The following is a 17,378-nucleotide window of genomic DNA, read 5'->3' on the forward strand; positions in this document are numbered from 1 at the left end:
CCGCGAGGCGTCAGCCGAGCAGGGCGGCCACCGCCGTCACGACGACCTCGCGGCGGCGGGCCGCGGACGTCGCGGCGGACACCGCGTCGTACTCCGGGACGTTGCTGCTCCAGAAGCCGGACAGGTGCAGGACCAGGCCGAGCAGCTCGGAGGGGGAGTAGCGGGCGGGCAGGACGCCCTCGCGCTGGGCCTCCTCGACGGCGCGGATCTTCGCGCGGGTGCTCTCCGCGACGACCGGCAGCTCCACGCCGCTGCCCGCCCGCTCCAGGCGGTACCAGGTCGCGAGGCGCTGGACCCACGGGCGCTCGGCGTAGGAGTCGTGCAGGCGGCCCGCGTACTCGGGCAGGTTCGCCGGGTCGAGCGGGACGGCGTCGAGCGTCTGCCGGCACATCTCGTCGAAGACGGCGTCGAAGAGGCCGTCCTTGCTGCCGTAGTAGTGGTAGATCTGCGCCTTGTTGCTGCGGGCCTCCGCCGCGATGCGGTCGACGCGGGCGCCCGCGATGCCGTACGCGGCGAATTCGGCGGTCGCCGCGTCCAGCAGGCGGCGCCGCGTCGCCTCGGCGTCGCGGGCGGGGACGTCCTTGGTCATCCGGCCAGCGTATCAACTAACCGGACAGTTGACCCAGGGGAGGCGGCGGGACGCGCGCCCAGCGGATGCCCCGGGGCGGCCGGGACAGAAGAATGGGGGGAGGGCCGGGCGCCCGTGCCGAGCCTGCCGCGGCCCCGCGCGGGGTGGTCCCGGGCTCGTGCCGGTCCCGCTCCGGCGTCGCGCCGCACCCGCCCCGGCCGGGCTCCCGCCCTGCGCGGCGCGGTGCCGGGTGCGCCGGGAACCCGCCGCGGGGCTCGCTCCGCGCGTGGACCCGGCCGCACGGTGCCGTGGCCGTGGACCGGCCGCCCCGCGCCCGTACCCGGGACGCCCGCGCCCGTCCCGTGTCCACCCCGGAGGTGTGCGATGACCGACCGTCCCGCCGTACGTACGGCGCACGGGGTGCTGCGGGGGACGGCCGAGGACGGGACCGCCGCCTACCGCGGGGTGCCCTACGCCGTGGCCGGGCGGTTCGCGGCGCCGCGGGACGCGCCCGGCTGGACGGGGGTGCGGGAGGCGGAGGCGCCCGGGCCCGCCGCGCCGCAGCCGCCCTCGCGGCTCGCGCCCGTCACGGGACCCGGCGGCGGGCTCGCGCAGAGCGAGGACTGCCACACCGTGAACGTCTGGACGCCCGACGTGCACGGCGAGGGCGGCACCGGTCTGCCCGTCCTGGTGTGGCTGCACGGCGGCGGCTTCTCCAGCGGTTCCGGCGGCGAGGACTTCTACGCCGGGGCGCAGCTCGCCGCGCGCGGGCGGATGGTCGTCGTGACCGTCAACTACCGGCTGGGTGCCTTCGGCTACGCCTACTTCGGCCCGGAGGCGGCGGCCGTCAACCCCGGCCTGCTCGACCAGCTCGCCGCCCTGCGCTGGGTGCGCGACTCGGCGCCCGCCTTCGGCGGCGACCCCTCCCGCGTCACCCTCGCCGGCCAGTCGGCGGGCGCCCTCTCCGCCCTCGCACTCCTCGCCCACCCCGCGGCCCGCGGCCTCTTCGCGCGCGCCATCCTCCAGAGCCCCCCGGCGGGCGTCCCGCCCCACACCGCGGAGCGGGCGGCCTCCCACACCCGCCGGCTGGCGGACCTGGCGGACCTGGCGTCCCCGGCGCCCGGCGCGGAGGACGGGGGACCCGCCGCGAGCGGCCCGGCGGGGGCGTCCCCGGAGCCCGGCGGGGAAGGGGCGGGCGCAGGCGGTGTTCTCGCCGGGCTCCGCGGGCTCGGGGTGGGGGAGCTGCTCGGCGCCCAGCAGGCGCTGGCGCGGGAGCGGGGCGGGGGGCTGTCGGTGACGCCGCCGCTCCAGCTCGTCGCGGCGGGGGGCCTGCCCGCCGACCTGCTCGGCGCCGCCCGCACGGACGTGCCGCTGCTGGTCGGCACCGCCCGGGACGAGGCGCGGGCCTTCTTCCCCGGCGAGCCCCCCGGCGTGCTCGCCGGGGTCACCGCCCGCAGCTTCACGGACGGCACCCTCCGCCTCGCGGCTCGCGCGGCCACCGCCCGCGCCTACCGCTTCGACTGGGCCCCGCCCGGCAGCCCGTTCGGCCCCTGCCACTGCATCGAGCTGCCCTTCGTCTTCGGCGCGGACCGCCCCGCGTGGCGCCCGGCGCCCATGCTCGCGGGCGCCGACCCGGCGGACCTGCGCCGCCTGACCGCGGAGGTCCAGGGCGCGTGGGCCGCCTTCGTCCACACCGGCGATCCGGGGTGGCCCGCGTACCCGCAGGTCAGAGCCTTCGCCTAAGGCGTGTCCGACACATCCCGTCCGCCCGGCGGCGCCTGGCACGCCCGCCTGCCGCGTTGTCGGTGCCCGGCGCGGCCCTGCCTCCGGCAGGAGGTGCCCTCAGCGCTCTGCTCCCTCCGCCGTGCCCTCGCACGCACCAGACACCGCCGCCCCCCGGGCGGACGACGCTCTTCGTCAGGGAACGGCAGCGCTGCCCGGCCGCTGCGCCGCCGGGTGCGTGCGGTCCCGCCGGGCGGGGGGGGGGCCGCTTCCCGCGCGCCGCGGACACCGCCGCCGGGCCCGGGCGGGTGCGGGAGGTGCGGCACCGTCGTCCGGCGGCCGCGGGCGTCCGGCCGCGGCCGGCGGAGGCGCGGTAGGCATCTGTCAACTAACCGATCAGTTGACAACGCGCTCCCGGCGGAGTTCCATGGGGGTAGCTAATCAACCAGTTAGTAAGGAGAGCTCCATGCTGGAGCAGAGCACCACCACCCCCCTCGTCCTCCTGGTCAGCGGCGCCTCGCGCGGCCTCGGCCGGGAGATCGCGGCGGCCGCGCTGGCCGCCGGGCACCGCGTCGTCGCCGGGGTGCGCAAGCCCGGCGCGCTCGACGACCTCGCCGCCGCGTACGGCGAGCGGCTCGTCGTGACCGGGCTGGACGTCACCGACGGCGAGGCGGCGCGGGCCGCGGTCCGTACCGCCGTCGACCGCTTCGGGCGGCTCGACGTGCTGGTCAACAACGCCGGGTACGCGAACGTCGCCTCCGTCGAGGACGTCGGCTTCGAGGACTTCCGCGCCCAGGTCGACACCAACCTCTTCGGCGTCGTCCGGCTCACGCAGGCCGCGCTGCCGGTCATGCGCGAGCAGCGCGCCGGGCACATCGTGCAGATCTCCTCGGTCGGCGGGCGGCTCGCGATCCCCGGGCTCGGGGCGTACCAGTCGGCCAAGTGGGCGGTCGGCGGCTTCTCGTCGGTGCTGGCCGCCGAGGTCGCCCCGCTCGGCATCAAGGTGACCGTCGTCGAACCCGGCGGCATGAGCACCGACTGGGCCGGTTCGTCGATGCGGATCGACCCCGTACGGCCCGAGTACCAGGAGACGGTCGGCGCGATGGCGCGGATGCACTCCTCACAGGCCGCCGGCGCCAGCGACCCGGCGAAGGTCGCCCGGCTGGTCCTGGAGGTCATCGGCCTCGGCGAACCGCCGCTGCGGCTGCTCGCCGGACCGGACGCCTACGCCTACGCCACGGCCGCGGGCCGCGCGCTGCTCGCGTCGGACGAGCGGTGGCGGGAGCTGAGCGAATCCACGGCCGCGGACGGCGCGACGGCCGGGCAGATCGACCCGCTGGGGCAGTCCCGCTGACGCCGGGGCGCCGCGCCACCCGCCCGCGGGCCCTTCACCGCGCCCCGCGGAACCGTACGCCGGGCCGTCAGCCACGCGTCACACGGGCGCGGTTGACGCCGCCCGGTCCGGCCCCGGGGACGCGTGGCATCCTGTGACCTTCACGCCCCGCCGGGCACCGTCGGAAGGACGGCCCGGAAGGGCGGGGAGAGGGGGGACCCATGAGGCTGTGCTTTCTGGTGGAGGAGACCTACCGCCACGACGGGATGCCGGTGGAGGTGATCCGGCAACTCGCCGCGTGGGGCCACCAGGTGGACGTCCTGCGGCCGGGCGGCTCGCTGCTGCGGATGACCGACCTCCTGCACTCGGCCGCGCACGACGCCTGGGTGCTCAAGACCGTCTCCGGCGGCCCCGGCCTCACCCTGCTGGAGGCCGCCGCCCGCGCCGGGCTCACCACCGTCAACGACGCGCGGGCCATCCGCGGGGTGCGGGACAAGGCGCTGGCCGCCGCGATCGGCCGCGCGGGCGGGATCCCGATGCCGCCGACCTACGCCGCCGCCCGGCCCGAACTGCTGGCCGAGATACCGGAGTCGGACTACCCGCTGGTCGTCAAGCCCGCCGACGGCAGCGCGGGACGCGCCGTGCACCTCGTCGCGACGCCCGCCGTCCTCACCGCCCTCGCCCCGGAACTGCGCGGCGAGGGCCTGCTCATCGCACAGCCGTACGTGCCCAACTCCGGCGTGGACATGAAGGTCTACTGCATCGGCGACGACTTCTACGCCACCGAGCGGCGCTCCCCGCTGCACCCCGACCTGCCGCACCGCGAACGCCGGGTGCCGCTGCCGCGGGAGGTCGCCGCGATCGCGGCGCGGGCCGGGGCGGTCTACGGGCTCGACCTCTACGGCCTCGACGTCCTCCTCGCACCGGACGGCCCCGTCGTCGTCGACGTCAACGACTTCCCGAGCTTCCGGCGGGTCCCGGACGCCGCCGCGCGGGTCGCCGCGGCCGTCCTCGGCCTGGCCCGCGACCAGCGCCCGGTCCCGCCCGTGCCGCCGCTGGTCCCGCCCGTCCCCGCTCCCGCCCCGGCCGCCGCGGCCGTCACGGTGCCGTGAGCCGCGCCCCCGGCGGGCGCGGCCCGCTCGCCGCTGCGCCCGGCCCGGCGCCGCTGGTGCGGCGGCCGCTGCGGGTCGGGCTCGTCACGCCCGACCCCGGCCACCCGCTGCTCGCCGAGGCCGCCGCGCTGCTGGCGGGGGGCGGCGCGAGCGTCGAGGTACTGGACCCGGCGGCCCCCCGCCCGCCAGGCACCGCCGCAGACGTCTACCTGCTCAAGTCCCGTACACCGCAGGCCCTGGAACTGGCCCACGCGCTGGAGGCCGAGGGGGCGCGGGTCGTCAACTCCGCCGCCGCGACGGAACGCTGCCAGGACCGTGCCGTGATGGCCGCCGACGCCCTGCGCGCCGGGCTGCCCTTCGCCGCGACCCGCCGCTACGCCTCCCCCGCCGAACTCGCCGCCGGGGAGGCCGGGAACGGGCCGGTCGTCGTCAAGAGCCGGCACAGCCGCAAGGCCGACACCGTCGTCCTGCTGGAAGACGCCTCCGCCCTGCGGGACTTCGCGGCCACCGCAGGCCAGGAGCCGTACGTCGTCCAGGACTTCCTGCCCAACTCCGGCTGGGACCACAAGCTCTACGCCATCGGACCGCACGTCTTCGCCGGCCGCCGCCGTTCCGAACTCGCCGCGCCCACCGCCGGCACCGGCCCCGCGCCCGCACCTCTGCCGCCCGCCTGGCGGGACCTGGTCCGCCGCACCGGAGCCGCCTTCGGCCTGGAGGTCTACGGGGTGGACGTCGTCGCCACCCCCGGGGGGCCCGTCGTCGTGGACGTCAACGCCTTCCCCGGCCTGCGCGGCCGGCCGGGCGCCCCCGAGGCGCTCGCCGCGCTCGTCCTGCGCGGCGCGGGCGGCTGGACGGCCGCGGCCTGCGGCGGCCCCTGGGCGTGAGCCCCGCGGCTCACCGGGACGCGGCCCGCGCCGCCTCGATGTCGGCGTAGTGGACCTCGGCCCACCGGCACAGCGCGTGTAGCAGCGGGGACAGCGACTCCCCCAGCGCGGTCAGCGAATATTCGACGTGCGGCGGCACGACCGGGAAGGCCTCCCGGTGCACCAGCCCGTCCGCCTCCAGCGAGCGCAGCGTCTGGGTGAGCATCTTCTGGCTGATCCCGCCCACCGCGCGCATCAGTTCGGCGTGCCGGTGCGGGCGGTGCCCCAGCAGGAACAGGATCAGCGCGCTCCACTTGTCGGAGACCAGCTCCAGCACCTGGCGCGACCCGCAGTACGGGTTGAGGACGTCGGGGACGGGAATCTCGGGCAGGCCGTCGGTGTCCGTGTCGGCGGGCATGGTGGCGCCTCCTCCGGGGCCGGAGGTGCCCGGCGGTCGTCGACAGGCACCCGAAAGTGCGTACTGGTCAGCGGAATCCCAGGAAGCTTACGGTCCAGGGGTGGCCGAGCGCGGCCCGCCGCAGGGGAGTTGCAGCCCCCGGGCGCGACCGCCCCCGCCCGTACCCGTGCCCGGGACACGGCGCCGCGGCACCGCCACCCCTCTCTCCCACGACCGAACAGGAAGCGGAAACGTCATGCGCTACGCAGTGCTCGGCACCGGAAGCGTCGGCCGGACCCTCGCCGCCCGGCTCGCCGGCCTCGGCCACGAGGCCGTCGTCGGCACCCGCGACCCGGGCGCCACCCTCGCCCGCACCGGCACCGACGCCTACGGCAACGCGCCCTTCGCCGCATGGCAGTCGGCGCACCCGGGCGTCGCCCTCGCGACCTTCGCCGACGCCGCCGCAGGCGCCGAAACCGTCGTCAACGCCAGCTCCGGCGCCGCGAGCCTCGGCGTGCTGACCGCCGCCGGCGCCGCGAACCTCGCCGGGAAGACCCTCGTCGACGTCGCCAACCCGCTGGACTTCTCGCACGGCGCCCCGCCGGCCCTCGACCCCGTCAACACCGACAGCCTCGGCGAGCAGATCCAGCGGGCCTTCCCCGAGGCGAAGGTCGTCAAGACGCTCAACACGATGAACGCCGCCGTCATGGCCGACCCGGCCCGGGTGCCCGGTGCGCACACCGTCTTCGTCTCCGGCGACGACGCGGACGCGAAGAAGGCGGTCACCGCCCTGCTGGAGTCCTTCGGCTGGCCGTCCGCGAGCGTCATCGACCTCGGCGGGATCGCCACCGCGCGCGGCACCGAGATGCTGCTGCCGGTCTGGCTGCGGCTGTACGGGGTGATCGGCCACCCCGACTTCAACTTCCACATCGCCCGCGGGGGGACGGCGGCAGCCGCGGGGGCCTGAGCCCGTCCGTGCGGCCGGCACCGGGAAGGGGGGACGGTACCGGCCGCGCGGGCGTCACGGCGGCCCCGAGCCGTTCAGCCAGAACGCCCCGTACACCGCCGCCCCCAGCCCGCACGCCGCCAGCACCGCCGCACACCACCGCACCGGCAGCCGCTCCAGCGCCGCCGCCACCGGCACCAGCACGCCGAAAGCCGGCATCAGCAGCCGCGGCTTCGAGCCGAAGTAGCCCGACGAGCACAGCGCCAGCGCGAGCACGACCCCCGTGTAGACCTGCACGGGCGGGGGCAGCCGCGGCCCGCCCTCACGGAAGCCGCGCGCATAGCCCCACAGCAGCACGGCGACCCCCGCCGCCAGCAGCGGCCCGGCCACGTACGGCGGGCGCGCGGCGAGGCCCCAGACGAAGCGGGCGAAGGCGGCCCCGCCGTCGAAGCCGTTGCCCCACCCGTGCTGCACGTCCAGGTAGCCGAACAGGCTGCCGCGCCGGGCGCCCACCCACAGCACGTACGCGGCCGCCCCGGCCGGCGCCAGCACCGCACCGGCCACCAGCCGCGCCGACACCCCGCCGCGGCGTGCCGCCGCCCCCGCGGCCACCAGCACGGCGCCCGCGACGGCGAGCCCGACCGGACGCGTCAGCCCGGCGGCGGAGGCGAGCAGACCCGCGGCGATCCACCGCCCCTCCAGCGCGCACCACAGCGACCACGCCGCGAGCGCGGTGAACAGCGACTCGCTGTACGGTATCGACTGCACGATCCCCACAGGCAGCGCCGCCCACAGCACGACGGCGGCGACCGCCACGCCGGGGCGGTCCGGGACGCTGCGCCGCACCACCGCGTGGATGCCCGCGGCCGCCGCGAGCGAGGCCACCGCCGACACCAGCAGCCCGGCGTCCGGTGCCGCGAAGCCCGTCAGCCACGCCACCGACCGCTCCAGCCACGGCAGCAGCGGGAAGAACGCCAGGTCCGACAGCCGCCGGCCGTCCGGCGCGACCAGGACGTAGCCGTAGCCGCGGTCGACGACGCGCACGTACCAGAGCGAGTCCCAGCGCCGGGACAGCAGCACCAGCGCGCTCGTGCCCTTCGCCGACGACCACACGGCCAGCGCCACCAGGGCCGCCGCGCGCACCGCGGCATACGCGGACAAGGCGGCGAGCAGGCCGCCTCCGCCGCCTCCGGACCGTGCCGTCCACCGCTGCCGCGCCGGTCGACCCGCTGCCGTCAGCACAGCACGTGGCTCTCGCTCTCGTCGGGAACGGCAGGCGGCAGCCCGCACGCGCCGCGCCGCTGCCACGCCCCCCGGCCCGCATCCTACGGGCCGTGCGCCGCGGCGCGGTTGAGCCATACGGCGCGCCGCCGCGGGCCCCCTCGTCCTCCTCCAGGACGCCCGCGCGCCGCTCCCCCGGCTGCGGGCGCGCCCGGCGGAGGGGGTCAGCGCAGGGAGCGGAAGGCCGAGCGGAGACGGCGCGCCTCGGCGAGACGGCGTTCGTAGGTGGCACCCGCGAGCACGAGGAGGGCGCCGGCGACGGCGACGGGGGCCCAGCGGGGGAGGTGGCCGAGGGACCGGACGACGGGCGGGGCGAGTTCGTGGGCGGCGTCGGCCAGGAGGACGAGGGCGCCCGCGAGGAGCGGGGCCCGGAGGCGGTGGCGGGCGCCCAGCAAGGTCACCGCGAGCGCGGCGGCGCCCAGCAGCAGCGGGCGCGGCCCGGACGGATGGGCCCACACCGCGGCCAGGCTCGGCAGCAGGGCCGCCCCCAGCCCCAGCCCGTACGCGGACCAGGAGCCGAGCGACGGTTCGCGGCGGCGCCGCAGACGCCCGAGCACGAGGAGCACCGCGGACGGCCCCACGGTGTACGGCTCCGGCGCGTGCACGCCCGCGAGGGCGAGCCGCACCCACAGCGAGGCGCTCAGCAGCGCCGCGGCCGCGGACGAGGCGGCCCGGCGGCGTTCCGGGCGCAGCGCCGCCCCGGCGGCGCCCGCACCGGCCAGAGCCAGCGCGAGGCTCAGCTGCTGCGGGTGCCCGGCGGCCGCCGCGACCGCCACCGCGCCGAGCACGTACCCGGCGTTCTCGACCCCCGGCCCGGCGTACACGGCCGCCGGAACGGTCGCCAGCGCGACCCCCAGCACCGCGAACGCGGCGAGGTGCACCGGCAGCCCGGCGGCGTGCGCGGCCCGCGCGGCCTCGTACCCGAGCGCGCCGACGGCGGCCACGCCCGCCGGGAGGGCGAAGCGCCGCACCGCGACCATGCCGCCCGCGACCACCGCCGCGGCGCCCCACACGGCGAGCGCCGCGGCGTCCCGCACGAGCGACCACCCGAGCGCGACGCCCCCCGCGGCGACCAGCACACCCAGCGCGGCGGCGCGGACGACCCCGGCGGAACCCGCCGGGCGAGCGGCGGCGGACGGGTACGGCGGGTGGGGTGCCGGTGGGGTGGGGCGTGGGGAGCCGGACGGTGCCGGGTGGGGTGCCGGTACGGGCGGTACGGGCGGGTGCGGGGGTGCGCCCGGCGCGGGCAGGGCCGGGGAGCCTCCCCCGGCTGCCGGGACCGCGGGGCCCCCGGGCGGGGGTGGTGGCGCCAGCAGCTCGGCCCGGACGAGGGCTGCCGCCGCGGTCAGGGCCAGGGCCGCCGGGATTGCCACCGTCAGCGCGTACGGCGCGCCCGCCGCGACCGGGGCGGTCACCGCCGCAGCCACCGCGGACACCGCGGCCCCGCACCCCAGCGGCAGCGCCGCCGTGCGGAACCGCACGGCCGCTCCCGCCGCGACAGCCGCCAGTAGCGCGGCGACTGTCGCGACGGTTCCGGTGACATGCCACGTCCCGGGGAAGTCCGGCGCCCCGCGCAGAGGTTCGATGAGTGCGCGGAACAGGTCCGGAAGGACGGACACGCCTGCGGCGGCCAGCACGAACGCGCCGGCCGCCGACAGTCCGAGGGCCACGGGTCCGTGGCCGCGGCGCGGCGGCAGCGCGAAGGCCACCGCCGCCAGCAGCGCCGCCGGGACCGCCCACGCGCACGCGAGCCACGGGCGCGGCAGCGCGAGGTGCGGGGCGGCTGCGGCGGCGGCCAGCAGCGCCAGGCCCGCGAGCGCCGCGGCCCCCGCCCGCGCGTGCGGGGCGGCGGTGCGCAGGCCCGCCGCCGCCAGGCCCAGCGCGGCGGCGAGCAGCAGCGGGACGCAGGCGCGCAGCGCCGGGCCGTAGGAGCCGGAGGAATACGCGGCCGCCCCCGCGAGGAGTCCCGCCGCCGCCGTCCCCACCGCTGCCGCGCCGGCCGCGAACAACCCCGGGACGCGCGCCCGCAGCCGCGCCGCCACCGCGAGGTCCGCGGCCGCGCCCGCGAGCAGGGCGTACGCCAGACCCGTGGCGTGCGCGTGCGCGAGGCCCGCGATGAGCGGGGCGGGCAGCTGGAGCAGCACGAGCGCGGCGTACGGCAGCAGCACCGAACGGCTGAGCCGCGCGTACGCCGCCGCGCCCGCCGCGGCCAGGGCGGTGACCACGGCCCAGTAGCCGTACGCCCGGACGCCGTCGAGCCCCGCGAGGCCCGCGGCCCGGGCGGCGTGGGCGTCGAGCAGCACCAGTGCGAGGCCCACCGCGGAGGCGGTCTCCGCGGTGGCGCCGAGCGCGCGGCGCCGCAGCGGGAAGGGCGCGGCCAGCACCGCGAGCGTCAGCGCCGCCAGGACGGCGGCGCGGGCCCCGATGCCGAAACGTCCCCAGCCCACGAGCGTGAACACCAGGCCCGCGAGGGTGAGCAGCGAGCCGCCCAGCGTGAGCAGCACCGTCTGCGCCGACCGCGCCGCCACGTCCTGGGCCGGCGCGGGGACCTGCGGAGCCGCGGCCCCCGCCCGCCGCCCCCGCAGCGTCGCGAGCAGCACCGCCCGGCGCTGCGCGAGCACCGCCTGCCGCTCCCCGAGGCTGCGCAACTCCGCCCCGATGACGGCCAGTTCCGCCGCCTCGCCCCCGTCGAGCGGCAATCCGCACCACGGGCACGCCCAGCCCCCGGCGCCGGGCGGGACCAGCGGCCGGCCGCAGTCGGGGCAGCGGTCGAGTTCCATGAGCCGAGTCTGTGCGCGAGGGCGCGGGGCGGCATGAGTACGGGTACTCAAACCGCGCCGGTGGCGGTGGGCGGGGGCGACATCGGTGGCCTCGGCGGCGCCCGCCCGCCGGGAGCTGCCGTCGCCGCCGGGCCACGGGCGGCGGGTCGGCCGTGCTGTTCTATCCCCCGGTGACGGCCGCCGCCGCCCCTCGGGAGGTCGCACCCGCGAGCGTCAGGACGAGGGGATGAGGGTCAGGTAGGCGATGCCGAGGCAGTGGCGGTAGCCGCGGAGCCAGGTGGAGCGGTGGGCGTCGAGGCGGGCGCGGGTGGCGGGGGCGTCGGGGTGGGCGGGGTGGGTGGCGAGCCAGACCTCGGCGTCGGCGAGGTAGCCGGACTCGAAGTCGTCCCATTCCGCGCGGTCCGCGGACTCGACCCGGACGGGGCGGAAACCGGCTGCCACGGCGGTGTCGACGAGGGTCGCGAGGTCCGTGTGGTCGGTGGCGGCGGCGCCCGGCCAGGACGCCGCCAGCTCCGCGGGGGTGGGCTCGCGTTCCCAGAAGCCCTCGCCGAGGAGTACGCGCCCGCCGGGGCGCACCCGGCGGCGCAGCGCGGCCAGGGCCTGCGCCGTGTCCTCGGCGAGGGCGTGGCTCGCGCCGAGGCAGAGGACGACGTCGGCGGGCTCGTGCGCGGCCGCCGACGCGTCGGCCTCGACGAAGTCGACGCGGGGGGCGAGCCCCCGGGCCGCCGCCTCGGCGCGGCCCCGCGCGAGGTCCGCGGTGTTGAGGTCCAGGCCGGTGCCGTGTGCCTGCGGGGCCGCGGCCAGGAGCCGCAGCATCAGCTCTCCCCATCCGCACCCGATGTCGAGGACGCGGCCGCCTCCCGGCGCGGCCGCCAGGACCGGCGCGAGCCGGTCCACCCAGCGGGCGGCCCGCGCCTCGCCGACCGGCCCGTGGAAGGTCAGCCCGGTCAGCCGCGGCGGCCCGTCCTCGCCGCCGCCCGTACGGGGGACGCCCGCAGGGGCCGGATCCCCCGTGGGTTCCGGCCCCTGCGCGGCCGCGCGCTCCTGCGGTGTCTGCTCGGATGACGTCATCCGGCGAACCTAGGCACCGCCGCCGCGCCCCGCACCCCAATTACCGCGCCGCCTCCGCCTGCGCCGCCTGCGGCGGGAAGAGCGTGGCCGCCACGTGGTGGGTGTCCGCGTACTCGATCACCGACGTGATCCGCCCCTCCCGCACGGTGTAGATCCCGACGCACCGGTTGTCGTACGCGGCGCCGTGCACCGTCTGCGCCTTCGACGTCCATTCGGCGACGACGCGCTCGCCTTCCGCGATCGTGCTGACGAGCTCGATCCGGACCGTGCCGGGTACGAAGACCGTGCCCATGCTGCCGAGGAAGTCGTTGACGATCGCGTCCCGGCCCCGCCAGATCTTCGACGTCGGCAGCGAGCCGGGGTAGTGCCAGGTCGCGTCGGGCGCGAAGCTCTCGCGGATGGTGTCGAGGTCGCCGTCGCGTACGGCCTCGACGTAGCGGATCACGACCGCGCGGGGGTCGGTGAGCGGGGTCTGCGGGGTCTCGTTCACGGCACTGGAACCTTTCGCGTACGCAATGAGGGAGGGGAAGAACGGGGAAGCAGCTTTAGGACACCGTCAGGACGGCCTTGCCGCGGATGCGGCGTTCCCGCAGGTCGGTGAGGGTGGCCGCGGTGTCCGCCCAGTCGGCCACCCGGCCGATCTCCGGGTGCAGCCGGCCGCCGGCGGTGAGGCGGACGAGCGCGGCGAGGTCCGCGTCGAGCGGAGTACCGGCGTCGAGGTAGTGGAAGTGGCGGATGACCGCCGATTCGGGGCCGGCGAAGAAGTCGAAGAAGTCGAGCGTCACGGGGGTCCGGCTGGCCTGGCCGAACCACACGAGGGTGCCGCGCCGGGCGAGCCGGGCGAGGGCGGCGGGGAAGGCGGTGCCGCCGGTGGATTCGAGGACGACGTCGTACGGGCCGACGGCGTCGGCCACGTCGTGGACGATCTCGGCGGCGCCCAGCTCCCGCAGCCGCGCCCCGCGTGCGGCGTCCCGGGTGACGGCGGTGACCTCGGCCCCGGCGGCGGCCGCCAGCTCCGTGACGTAGTGGCCGACACCGCCGGACGCGCCGGTGAGCAGGACGCGGCGGCCGGGTACGGGGCCGGCGGCCCGCAGCAGGCGGAGGGCGGTGAGGCCGGCCAGGGGGAGGGCGGCGGCCTGGAGGGTGCTGACGGCGTCGGGGAGCACGGCGAGCGCCGTGGTGGGGACGGCCGCGAACTCCGCCCAGCCGCCGCCCATCGGGTGGCCGACGACCCGGGCGAAGCCCGCGGGGCCGGTGCCGTCCGCGGCGGGCTGCACGACGAGGCCGGCGATGTCCTTGCCGGGGCGGTCGCCGGGCGCGGGGGCCTCCAGCTTGAACGTCTCGCCGCGGTTGACGGAGAAGGCCTCGACCTTCACCAGCGCCTCGCCGGGCCCCGGTACGGGCTCGGGCACCTCGGCGGGTGCGACGGGTTCCGCGGCGTCCCCGGTCGGTATGAGGGCCTTCATCTCGACATGCCTCCTCGTCGTGTCCTGCTGTGCGCCGCTCCCGGCGGCCGGTGCCCATCCCACCGCTCCGGCCAACAACCTGCCGGCTTCTCCGACAACCAGGGGTTGTCGGCTACGGTCAGGGCCATGGACGCGGCCCCCGACCCCACTTCCGCCCCCGATCTCGATCCCGCCCTCGATCTCGACCTCGCCCAGGTGCGGGCCTTCGCCGTGACCGCCGAGACGCTGCACTTCGGGCAGGCCGCCGCCCGGCTCGGCATCTCCCAGCAGGCCCTCTCCAAACGCGTCGCCCGCCTCGAGTCGGTGCTCGGCGCCCGCCTCTTCGACCGCGACGGCGGCGCCCGGCGGACCCGGCTCACGGACGCCGGGGAGCGGTTCGCGCCCGCCGCGCGGGAGGCGCTGGCGGCGGGGGAGCGGGCGGTGGCCGCGGTGCGCGGGGAGCGGCAGGCGCTGCGCCTCGACGTCTGGGGCCACCTCTACGCCCCCATGCGCACGGTCGCGCACGCCGCCGAAGCCGCGGCCGCGGCGAGCCCCGCGCTGCGGCTGGAGCCGGGGCCCGGAAGGGACTGGCCCTCGGTCGCGGAGGCGCTGCTGAGCGGGGCGGCCGACGCCGGGTTCGGGCGGGTCCACCCGCTGCCGGACGGCAGGGACCGGGGGCTGGCCCACCGGCTCGTACGGCTGGAGCCGGTCGACGCGGTGGTCAGCGCCGCGCACCCGCTCGCCGGGGCGGCCGAGCTGCGGCCCGCCGACCTGCGCGACAGCGTCCTGTGGGCCCCGGCGGAGCTGCCCCGGCTGGATTTCCTGCGCCGCTTCGCCGACGAATTCGGCATCACCCGCCGGCAGAGCGGCCCGAACCTCGGCCCCGACCACCTCGCCCAGCACCTGCGCGCCGACCCGCGGTCCTTCACGCTCGTGCCCGCGGACGCGCCCCTGCCCTCCGGTGCCGGGCTGCGGTCGGTCCCGCTCACCCGCCCGACACCGCTCTACGCCTGGTCCCTGGCCTGGCGCGACACCCCGCGCCACCCGCTGCTGGACGCCCTGCTGGCGGCGTTCGGCGCGGCGGCCCGGAGCCGCCGCTGGCTCGACCACGTCCCCGGCCGCGACTGGCTCCCGGACGCCGACCACGCGCAGCTCGCACCGCCCGCGGACGGCGCGGAGAAAAAATTCTGAATTCCTCCGCGGGCGGTGTCGAGAACCGCGGCGCGGCTCCGTCCCCCCAGTGAAGGCGGCCAGAATGGGCCGCACCGCACGGAGGAGACCACCATGGCCAAGTACCTGCTGCTCAAGCACTACCGGGGTGCTCCGGCGCCGGTCAACGACATCTGCATGGACCGGTGGACGCCCGAGGAGGTCACCGCGCACATCCAGTTCATGCGGGACTTCGCGGCGCGGCTGGAGGAGACGGGCGAATTCGTCGACGCGCAGGCGCTCGCGCCCGAGGGCACCTGGGTGCAGTACGGCGGCGAGGGGCGCCCGCCGGTCACCGACGGGCCGTTCGCGGAGACGAAGGACCTCATCGCGGGCTGGATGGTGATCGACGTCGACACCTACGAGCGTGCCGTCGAGCTGGCCGGTGAGCTGTCCGCGGCCCCGGGCGCGGGCGGGCGGCCGATCCACGAGTGGCTGGAGCTGCGCCCCTTCATGTCCGAGCCGCCCACGATCACGGAGTGACGGTGCACGACGACCACCCGGCCGCCGGGCCCCGCTCCGCGCCCGGCGGCCCGGCGTCCGGCGGGGCGCCGGCCCCCCTCGACGAGGCCCTGCTCCGCAGCCTCACCCCGCACACCCTCGCCGTCCTCGTCCGGCGCGGGGCGGACTTCGCCTCGGCCGAGGACGCCGTGCAGGACGCGCTCGTGGAGGCCGTACGCGTCTGGCCCGGCGGGCAGCCGCGCGATCCGCAGGGGTGGCTCGTCACCGTCGCCTGGCGGCGCTTCCTCGACGCCACGCGGGCCGAGGGGGCGCGGCGCCGCCGGGAGGAGCGGGTGGACCGGGAGCCGCCGCCGGGGCCCGCGCCCGGTGCGGACGACACGCTGCGGCTGTACTTCCTGTGCGCCCACCCCTCGCTGAGCCCGTCCTCGGCGGTGGCGCTCACGCTGCGCGCGGTCGGCGGGCTCACCACCCGGCAGATCGCCCGCGCCTACCTCGTGCCCGAGGCGACCATGGCGCAGCGGATCAGCCGCGCCAAGCGCACCGTCTCGGGCCTGCGGCTGGACCGGCCGGGCGATCCCGGCACCGTGCTGCGCACGCTCTACCTGGTGTTCAACGAGGGCTACTCCGGCGACGTCGACCTCGCCGCCGAGGCGATCCGGCTCACCCGGCAGCTGGCCGCCGCGTTCGACCACCCGGAGGTCGCGGGCCTGCTCGCGCTGATGCTGCTGCACCACGCCCGGCGGGCGTCACGTACCGGGCCGGACGGCGCGCTCGTGCCGCTCGCCGAGCAGGACCGCGGCCGCTGGGACACCGCCGCGATCGCCGAGGGCGTCGCGGTCCTCCAGCGGGCGCTGGCCCGCGACCGGCTCGGCGAGTTCCAGGCGCAGGCGGCGATCGCGGCCCTGCACGCGGACGCGCCGGCCGCGGAGGAGACGGACTGGGTGCAGATCGTGGAGTGGTACGACGAGCTGGAGCGGCTGACCGGCAGCCCGGTCGTGCGCCTCAACCGCGCGGTCGCCGTCGGCGAGGCGGACGGGCCGCGCGCCGGCCTGGCCGCCCTCGGCGCGCTCGACCCGGACCTGCCCCGGCACACGGCCGCCGCCGCGTACCTCCACGAGCGGGCCGGCGACCTGCCCGCCGCGGCCCGCCTCTACGCGGAGGCCGCCCGGCGGGCCGCCACCGTCCCGGAGCGCGACCATCTGACCCGCCAGGCCGCGCGCCTCAACACCGCGCTGGGCCAGGCCCGTTGACGCCTCCCGCGGCGGCCGCGGGGCAGGGCCGCACGCGGGAGCGGCCGCGGGCGGCGAAAAGGGGAGGAACGGCGGGAAACGGGTAGAGGAGTGGAGGACGAAACGGGTAGCGCGGTGTCGTTCCGGACACACCGTGCGTGAGCGGCGCAAAACATTACGAATGTATGGCCCGTATAAGTGGCCACCCTGCTCGCCCCGGTCCTACGCTGAGTTATGGATGCGGCACTTCGGGGCGGAGACCCGGAGACATCCGTCGGCAGAAACGAACTGCACTCCGCACACTGCGAAGGGGGTGGCTGGAATGGCCACCGATTCGACTCACTCGACATCGCAGATCGACACCCATCCCGACTTGATGGCCCTGCGCGGCCGTTACGCCGAGGCGTCTGCGAAGCCGATCTCGGGGCTGATCGAGGGCCTCTGCCTGTTGACCGGTCTCTACCTCGCGATCTCGCCGTGGGTGGTGAACTTCACCGGGTTCACCGGCCTGAAGGTGAGCAACCTGATCACCGGTATCGCGCTCGCCGTCCTGGCGATGGGTTTCGGTTCCGTGCTGGAGCGGACGGTGGGCCTGGGATGGTGCGCGATCGCGATCGGCGTGTGGACGATCCTCGCGCCCTGGGCGATCGCCGGGGCGAACGCGGCCACGACCCACACGATCGTCAACAACGCGATCGTCGGAGGTGTCGCCTGTGCGCTCGGGCTTGCCACGATGGGGCTCGGCATGCTGGGCGGCCGCAAGCGCGGCGCCCGTGCCGCGGGCGCCGGCAACGCGAACGCCCACCGCTGAGCGCGGCAGCGCCGAGGGGCGTGGGGGGCGGGCCGGGCCCCCCCCCCCCGGGGGGGGGGGCCCCCCGCGGGGGGGGCCCCCCCCGGGGGGGGGGGCGCCCCGCGGGGCGGGGCGCCCCCCTCACGCGGCCCCCGCGCGCCCCCGGGGGT

Annotated in this window: 16 protein-coding genes; 9 read left to right on the plus strand and 7 right to left on the minus strand. The window is 77.9% G+C overall.

Annotation, left to right across the window (positions count from 1 at the left end; genetic code table 11):
• Positions 1 to 10: 10 nt before the first annotated feature.
• Positions 11 to 589: a TetR family transcriptional regulator gene (locus ACH4SE_RS04340; RefSeq protein WP_398541762.1), complete on the minus strand. Its 579-nt coding sequence runs from the start codon at positions 587 to 589 to the stop codon at positions 11 to 13.
• A gap of 363 nt (positions 590 to 952) precedes the next feature.
• Between ACH4SE_RS04340 and ACH4SE_RS04345 the strand changes: the two genes are divergently transcribed.
• The 4 genes from ACH4SE_RS04345 (at position 953) to ACH4SE_RS04360 (ending at position 5,619) form a co-directional block, all read left to right on the plus strand.
• Positions 953 to 2,311, plus strand: coding sequence for a carboxylesterase family protein (locus ACH4SE_RS04345; RefSeq protein ID WP_398541763.1), 1,359 nt, complete (start codon positions 953 to 955; stop codon positions 2,309 to 2,311).
• 445 nt (positions 2,312 to 2,756) lie between these two features.
• The gene (locus tag ACH4SE_RS04350) at positions 2,757 to 3,644 is read left to right on the plus strand and encodes an SDR family NAD(P)-dependent oxidoreductase (protein ID WP_398541764.1); all 888 of its coding nucleotides are present in this window, start codon (positions 2,757 to 2,759) and stop codon (positions 3,642 to 3,644) included.
• A gap of 200 nt (positions 3,645 to 3,844) precedes the next feature.
• Positions 3,845 to 4,735: a RimK family alpha-L-glutamate ligase gene (locus tag ACH4SE_RS04355; protein ID WP_398541765.1), complete on the plus strand. Its 891-nt coding sequence runs from the start codon at positions 3,845 to 3,847 to the stop codon at positions 4,733 to 4,735.
• Positions 4,732 to 5,619 carry a RimK family alpha-L-glutamate ligase gene (locus ACH4SE_RS04360; RefSeq protein ID WP_398541766.1) on the plus strand — a complete coding sequence of 296 codons (888 nt, stop codon included), beginning with the start codon at positions 4,732 to 4,734 and terminating at the stop codon, positions 5,617 to 5,619. The genes ACH4SE_RS04355 and ACH4SE_RS04360 overlap by 4 nt, the downstream gene beginning before the upstream one ends.
• A gap of 10 nt (positions 5,620 to 5,629) precedes the next feature.
• On the opposite strand, the gene ACH4SE_RS04365 is transcribed toward ACH4SE_RS04360, so the two are convergent.
• Positions 5,630 to 6,016 carry a winged helix-turn-helix transcriptional regulator gene (locus tag ACH4SE_RS04365; protein WP_398541767.1) on the minus strand — a complete coding sequence of 129 codons (387 nt, stop codon included), beginning with the start codon at positions 6,014 to 6,016 and terminating at the stop codon, positions 5,630 to 5,632.
• Between the two features lie 235 nt (positions 6,017 to 6,251).
• Here ACH4SE_RS04365 and ACH4SE_RS04370 point away from each other — a divergent pair, with 235 nt between their 5' ends.
• Positions 6,252 to 6,962, plus strand: coding sequence for an NADPH-dependent F420 reductase (locus tag ACH4SE_RS04370; RefSeq protein ID WP_398541768.1), 711 nt, complete (start codon positions 6,252 to 6,254; stop codon positions 6,960 to 6,962).
• A gap of 54 nt (positions 6,963 to 7,016) precedes the next feature.
• Here ACH4SE_RS04370 and ACH4SE_RS04375 read toward each other — a convergent pair whose 3' ends face one another.
• The 5 genes from ACH4SE_RS04375 to ACH4SE_RS04395 all read right to left on the minus strand — a co-directional run bounded on the left by ACH4SE_RS04375 (position 7,017) and on the right by ACH4SE_RS04395 (position 13,539).
• A complete protein-coding gene (locus ACH4SE_RS04375; RefSeq protein ID WP_398541769.1) occupies positions 7,017 to 8,183 on the minus strand; it encodes a hypothetical protein in 1,167 nt (388 codons plus the stop codon).
• 203 nt (positions 8,184 to 8,386) lie between these two features.
• On the minus strand, positions 8,387 to 11,002 hold the full coding sequence (locus ACH4SE_RS04380; protein WP_398541770.1) for an SCO7613 C-terminal domain-containing membrane protein: 2,616 nt from the start codon (positions 11,000 to 11,002) through the stop codon (positions 8,387 to 8,389).
• Between the two features lie 213 nt (positions 11,003 to 11,215).
• Positions 11,216 to 12,073: an SAM-dependent methyltransferase gene (locus tag ACH4SE_RS04385; protein WP_398541771.1), complete on the minus strand. Its 858-nt coding sequence runs from the start codon at positions 12,071 to 12,073 to the stop codon at positions 11,216 to 11,218.
• A 40-nt stretch (positions 12,074 to 12,113) separates the two neighbouring features.
• A complete protein-coding gene (locus ACH4SE_RS04390) occupies positions 12,114 to 12,563 on the minus strand; it encodes a nuclear transport factor 2 family protein (protein ID WP_398541772.1) in 450 nt (149 codons plus the stop codon).
• A gap of 55 nt (positions 12,564 to 12,618) precedes the next feature.
• Entirely contained in the window at positions 12,619 to 13,539 is a 921-nt protein-coding gene (locus ACH4SE_RS04395) for a zinc-binding dehydrogenase (protein ID WP_398541773.1), read from the minus strand.
• Positions 13,540 to 13,665: 126 nt separating this feature from the next.
• Between ACH4SE_RS04395 and ACH4SE_RS04400 the strand changes: the two genes are divergently transcribed.
• From ACH4SE_RS04400 to ACH4SE_RS04415, 4 genes are all read left to right on the plus strand, one after another.
• On the plus strand, positions 13,666 to 14,709 hold the full coding sequence (locus ACH4SE_RS04400; protein WP_398541774.1) for a LysR family transcriptional regulator: 1,044 nt from the start codon (positions 13,666 to 13,668) through the stop codon (positions 14,707 to 14,709).
• Positions 14,710 to 14,802: 93 nt separating this feature from the next.
• On the plus strand, positions 14,803 to 15,210 hold the full coding sequence (locus tag ACH4SE_RS04405) for a YciI family protein (RefSeq protein WP_398541775.1): 408 nt from the start codon (positions 14,803 to 14,805) through the stop codon (positions 15,208 to 15,210).
• 89 nt (positions 15,211 to 15,299) lie between these two features.
• The gene (locus tag ACH4SE_RS04410) at positions 15,300 to 16,439 is read left to right on the plus strand and encodes an RNA polymerase sigma factor (protein ID WP_398542135.1); all 1,140 of its coding nucleotides are present in this window, start codon (positions 15,300 to 15,302) and stop codon (positions 16,437 to 16,439) included.
• A 301-nt stretch (positions 16,440 to 16,740) separates the two neighbouring features.
• Positions 16,741 to 17,229 (plus strand): SPW repeat protein, encoded by a 489-nt coding sequence (locus tag ACH4SE_RS04415; protein WP_398541776.1) that lies wholly within the window; start codon positions 16,741 to 16,743, stop codon positions 17,227 to 17,229.
• The last annotated feature ends 149 nt before the right edge of the window (positions 17,230 to 17,378 follow it).

Origin of the sequence: Streptomyces sp. NPDC020983 (assembly GCF_044333485.1) — a bacterium.
Lineage (GTDB): Bacteria > Actinomycetota > Actinomycetes > Streptomycetales > Streptomycetaceae > Actinacidiphila.

Excerpts from the sequence above, each read along its gene's own strand:
- ACH4SE_RS04340 (WP_398541762.1), bottom strand. The coding sequence starts at position 589 with ATGACCAAGGACGTCCCCGCCCGCGACGCCGAGGCGACGCGGCGCCGC.
- ACH4SE_RS04385 (WP_398541771.1), bottom strand. The coding sequence starts at position 12,073 with ATGACGTCATCCGAGCAGACACCGCAGGAGCGCGCGGCCGCGCAGGGG.
- ACH4SE_RS04350 (WP_398541764.1), top strand. The coding sequence starts at position 2,757 with ATGCTGGAGCAGAGCACCACCACCCCCCTCGTCCTCCTGGTCAGCGGC.
- ACH4SE_RS04380 (WP_398541770.1), bottom strand. The coding sequence starts at position 11,002 with ATGGAACTCGACCGCTGCCCCGACTGCGGCCGGCCGCTGGTCCCGCCC.
- ACH4SE_RS04365 (WP_398541767.1), bottom strand. The coding sequence starts at position 6,016 with ATGCCCGCCGACACGGACACCGACGGCCTGCCCGAGATTCCCGTCCCC.
- ACH4SE_RS04400 (WP_398541774.1), top strand. The coding sequence starts at position 13,666 with ATGGACGCGGCCCCCGACCCCACTTCCGCCCCCGATCTCGATCCCGCC.
- ACH4SE_RS04345 (WP_398541763.1), top strand. The coding sequence starts at position 953 with ATGACCGACCGTCCCGCCGTACGTACGGCGCACGGGGTGCTGCGGGGG.
- ACH4SE_RS04405 (WP_398541775.1), top strand. The coding sequence starts at position 14,803 with ATGGCCAAGTACCTGCTGCTCAAGCACTACCGGGGTGCTCCGGCGCCG.
- ACH4SE_RS04355 (WP_398541765.1), top strand. The coding sequence starts at position 3,845 with ATGAGGCTGTGCTTTCTGGTGGAGGAGACCTACCGCCACGACGGGATG.
- ACH4SE_RS04395 (WP_398541773.1), bottom strand. The coding sequence starts at position 13,539 with ATGAAGGCCCTCATACCGACCGGGGACGCCGCGGAACCCGTCGCACCC.
- ACH4SE_RS04370 (WP_398541768.1), top strand. The coding sequence starts at position 6,252 with ATGCGCTACGCAGTGCTCGGCACCGGAAGCGTCGGCCGGACCCTCGCC.
- ACH4SE_RS04415 (WP_398541776.1), top strand. The coding sequence starts at position 16,741 with ATGGCCACCGATTCGACTCACTCGACATCGCAGATCGACACCCATCCC.